The sequence below is a fragment of the Rhizobacter sp. P2_D12 genome (assembly GCF_056404395.1).
On record NZ_JBFUEB010000213.1, the window covers coordinates 1 to 4,231 of the forward strand.

Genomic DNA, 4,231 nt, shown 5'->3' on the forward strand with positions numbered 1-4,231 from the left:
CGACACCGCCGACTACCTACAACAGCTTCACCGTCGTGATCGTGCTGAACGTGCGCGGCCGCGTCGTCGGTGCCGTCGTCGATTCGGTCAGCGACGTGCTCGAGCTCGCCCGCGACTCGATCAAGCCCGCCCCCGAGATGGCCTCGGCCGTCGACACCAGCTTCATCACCGGCATCTCCAGCGTCAACGACCGCATGCTGATCCTGATGGACATCGAAGCCCTGATGGCCAGCGCCGAGATGGGCCTGATCGACGGCAGCTGATCCTTCCCTGCATCCTTTCCCTCTTTCGGTTTCCTCTCCCATGAACACGGCGCTTCAAAGCCGCGGCTCGGTCGCGCGCAAGGTTTCCATCACCGGCGGTCTCAGCCTCGCGCTGGTACTGTTCGCGATCTGCGCCACGATGAGCCTGGTCGCCGCCGACCGCTCGCGCGAGCGCATCGTCACCTGGGTGGCGGACAAGACGCAGTCGGTGGCCGATTCGATCGACGCCTTCGACATGACCTCGCGCGTGCTGGTCGAGAAGTTCTACGTCAACTTCAAGAGCGAGTTCACGCAGCCCTTCTCGCTCGACGAAGCCAGCACCACGCTGAAGGTCGGCGAGGAGGCGCTGAACGGCAACTTCACCGCGGTCGACCGCTTCGCGCAGCAAAGCGGCGGCGTCGCGACGGTGTTCGCGCGCAAGGGCGACGACTTCCAGCGCATCACGACCTCGCTGAAGAAGGAGAACGGCGAGCGCGCGATGGGCACCCTGCTGGGCAGCGCCCACCCGGCCCATGCGCTGGTGATGGCAGGCCAGCCCTACACCGGGCGCGCCGTGCTGTTCGGCACGCCCTACATGACGCACTACGAGCCGATCCGCGACGCCGGCGGCAAGGTGATCGGCATCCTGTTCATCGGCTTCAACGTCAGCGCCTTCCAGGCCGCGATCGACAAGCTGGCCAGCGACATCCGCTTCTTCGACAGCGGCGGCATCTACGTGATCGACCCGAAGAAGTCGCCCGACGAGGCGGTCTTCGTCGTGCACCCGACGGCGCGCGGCAAGAAGGTGATCGAGGCCTACCCGCAGGCGCGCGAGCTGATGGTCCGCCTGCAGAGCGCGCCCGCCGGCTGGACGATGGACGGCGGCGCCATCCTCGACAGCACGCATTCCGACCACTGGGCGGTGCTGCGCAAGGCCAAGGCCGGCAACCAGTGGGTCGTCTCCGAGGTCTCGGACGCCGAGGCGATGCGCACCCACTGGGCCACCATCATCCCGTTCGCGACGCTGCTGGGCATCGCCGCGCTGCTGCTGGGCGGCGGGCTGTTCCTGATGATGCGGCGCTGGGTCGGCCAGCCGCTGCGCGAGCTGTCGGGCGCGGTCGCGGTGCTGGCCGCCGGCGACCTGACGCAGCCCTGCCACAGCGACCAGCGCGACGAGATCGGCCAGCTGATCCGCGACGTCGAAGGCATGCGCCAGCGCTTCCACCAGATGATGGGTTCGGTGCGCAGCTCGGTCGACTCGATCACCACCGCCAGCGCCGAGATCGCCACCGGCAACCAGGACCTGAGCGCACGCACCGAACAGACTGCGTCCAACCTGCAGCGTGCCGCGTCGTCGATGGAGCAGATCACCGGCACCGTCAAGCAAAGCGCCGATTCGGCGCGCCAGGCGAACCAGCTGGCCGCGTCGGCGGCCGAGGTCGCCGCGCGCGGCGGCTCGGTGGTCGCCCAGGTCGTCACGACGATGGACGAGATCAATGCCAGCTCGAAGAAGATCGCCGACATCATCGGCGTGATCGACGGCATCGCCTTCCAGACCAACATCCTGGCGCTGAACGCTGCGGTCGAGGCCGCCCGTGCCGGCGAGCAGGGCCGCGGCTTCGCGGTGGTGGCCAGCGAGGTGCGCAGCCTCGCGCAGCGCAGCGCCGACGCCGCCAGGGAGATCAAGGGCCTGATCGGCAGCAGCGTCGACCGCGTCGAGGCCGGTTCGCGCCTGGTGGCCGATGCCGGCCAGACCATGCAGGAAATCGTCGGCTCGGTGCAGCGCGTGACGGACATCATCGGCGAGATCACCACCGCCGCCTCCGAGCAGAGCGACGGCATCGGCCAGGTCAACCAATCCGTCAACCAGCTCGACCAGATGACGCAGCAGAACGCCGCGCTGGTCGAAGAGTCCACCGCCGCCGCCGAGAGCCTGAAAGACCAGGCCGCGCGCCTGGCCGAGGCCGTGGGCAGTTTCCGCCTGAATTCCGCCTGACTCGACACCAGATCGATCCACCGCACCGCTGGGAGGCGGGCGTCAACAAGAAGGGAAAGTCCGCCATGTTTTCATTGTCCAGCCTGCGCCTGGGGCCGCGCCTTGCGCTCGGTTTCGGTTCCATCGCGCTGCTCTGCGCCGCCGCCGTCGGCTTCGGCCTCGACCGCATCGCGACGATGCGCACCCTGTCCGACCGGCTCGGCACGGTCGACGCCGAGAAGCTCTCGCTGTCGGAGCGCTGGGGCCGCGCGATCGAGTCCAACACCGCCCGCAACTGGGTGGTGTTCTTCGCCACCGACGAGAAGGTCAAGGACCGCGTGCGCGGCGAGATGAAGGAAGTCGTGAAGATGCAGACCGAACGCATCAAGCGCATGCAGGAGATCGCCAACTCCGACGCCGACAAGCGGCTGCTGGACGAGGTCTCGCGCCAGCGCGACGGCTACCAGGGCCTGCGCAACGACCTGCTCAAGCGCAAGGAAGCCGGCGAGGACGTCGGCGCCGAGGTGCTGGCCAAGCTGTTCCCGTCTGCCCAGGCCTACAGCGACGCGGTCGAGAAGCTGGTCCAGGGCCAGCGCGACAGCATGACGGCGACCAAGGAGCAGGCCGAGCAGGCCGGCCTGGTCGGCATGATCGCGCTGGGCGCCGGCGGCACGCTCGCGATGCTGCTGGCGGCGTTGCTGGCCTGGCGCGTCACGCGCTCGGTCACCCAGCCGATCGCGGCAGCCCAGCAGGTGGCGCGCACCATCAGCAGCGGCGACCTGACCCGCCACATCGAGGTGCGCGGCCACGACGAGGCGGCCGAGCTGCTGCAGTCGCTGCAGACCATGCAGGCCTCGCTGCGCCAGCTGGTCGGCCAGGTGCGCCAGAGCACCGACAGCATCTCGACCGCTTCCGGCGAGATCGCGACCGGCAACCAGGACCTGAGCGCACGCACCGAGCAGACCGCCTCCAACCTGCAGCAGGCCGCGGCCTCGATGGAGCAGCTGACCGGCACCGTCAAGCAGAGCGCCGACTCGGCCCGCCAGGCCAACCAGCTGGCTTCGTCGGCCGCCGACGTGGCCGCCCGCGGCGGCGCGGTGGTGTCGCAGGTCGTCTCGACCATGGACGAGATCAACGCCAGCTCGAAGAAGATCGCCGACATCATCGGCGTGATCGACGGCATCGCCTTCCAGACCAACATCCTGGCGCTGAACGCCGCGGTGGAAGCGGCGCGTGCCGGCGAGCAGGGCCGCGGTTTCGCGGTGGTCGCCAGCGAGGTGCGCAGCCTGGCCGGTCGCTCGGCCGATGCCGCCAAGGAGATCAAGAGCCTGATCGGCGCCAGCGTCGAGCGGGTGGATGCCGGCTCGCGCCTGGTGGCCGATGCCGGCCAGACGATGAAGGAGATCGTCGGCTCGGTGCAGCGCGTCTCCGACATCATCGGCGAGATCACCGCCGCGTCGGCCGAGCAGAGCGACGGCATCGGCCAGGTCAACACCGCCGTCACCCAGCTCGACCAGATGACGCAGCAGAACGCCGCGCTGGTCGAGGAATCGGCCGCCGCCGCCGAGAGCCTGCGCGACCAGGCGCAGCGGCTGTCGTCGGTGGTCGCCACCTTCCGGCTCGCCTGACCCTTCAGTTCAGCCTTGGCACGCCGATAGTGCCGTATCAACGCCCATCAACGTCCCCCGCTCTACACAGGACCCAACCCCCATGGACATGATCCACGAAGCTTCCCACGTGGCCCGGCATGAAGCCGCACGCGCGGCCATCGCCGCCCAGTCCGGCGGCGAGTTCCTGACCTTCCGCCTGGGCGCCGAGGAATACGGCATCGACATCCTGAAGGTCCAGGAGATCCGCTCCTACGAGGCCCCCACCCGCATCGCCAACGCCCCGTCCTTCATCAAGGGCGTGGTCAACCTGCGCGGCGTCATCGTCCCCATCGTCGACCTGCGCCTGAAGCTCGGCTGCGACACCGCCGACTACAACAGCTTCACCGTCGTGATCGTGCTGAACG

General features: G+C 68.8%; 4 protein-coding genes. All 4 read left to right on the plus strand.

The window, feature by feature from the left end:
* On the plus strand, positions 1 to 263 hold a 263-nt coding region (locus AC1DYN_RS31640), incomplete at its 5' end, for a chemotaxis protein CheW (protein ID WP_477966624.1).
* A 40-nt stretch (positions 264 to 303) separates the two neighbouring features.
* Positions 304 to 2,238, plus strand: a complete 1,935-nt coding sequence (locus AC1DYN_RS31645; RefSeq protein ID WP_477966626.1) for a methyl-accepting chemotaxis protein — start codon at positions 304 to 306, stop codon at positions 2,236 to 2,238.
* A 65-nt stretch (positions 2,239 to 2,303) separates the two neighbouring features.
* Complete coding sequence (locus tag AC1DYN_RS31650) at positions 2,304 to 3,845, plus strand: methyl-accepting chemotaxis protein (RefSeq protein WP_477966628.1); 1,542 nt, start codon at positions 2,304 to 2,306, stop codon at positions 3,843 to 3,845.
* Between the two features lie 82 nt (positions 3,846 to 3,927).
* The coding region (locus AC1DYN_RS31655; protein WP_477966630.1) for a chemotaxis protein CheW at positions 3,928 to 4,231 on the plus strand (304 nt) is incomplete at its 3' end.

Bases quoted from the DNA above. Each gene is read 5' to 3' on its own strand.
- AC1DYN_RS31645 (WP_477966626.1), top strand. From the start codon at position 304: ATGAACACGGCGCTTCAAAGCCGCGGCTCGGTCGCGCGCAAGGTTTCC.
- AC1DYN_RS31650 (WP_477966628.1), top strand. From the start codon at position 2,304: ATGTTTTCATTGTCCAGCCTGCGCCTGGGGCCGCGCCTTGCGCTCGGT.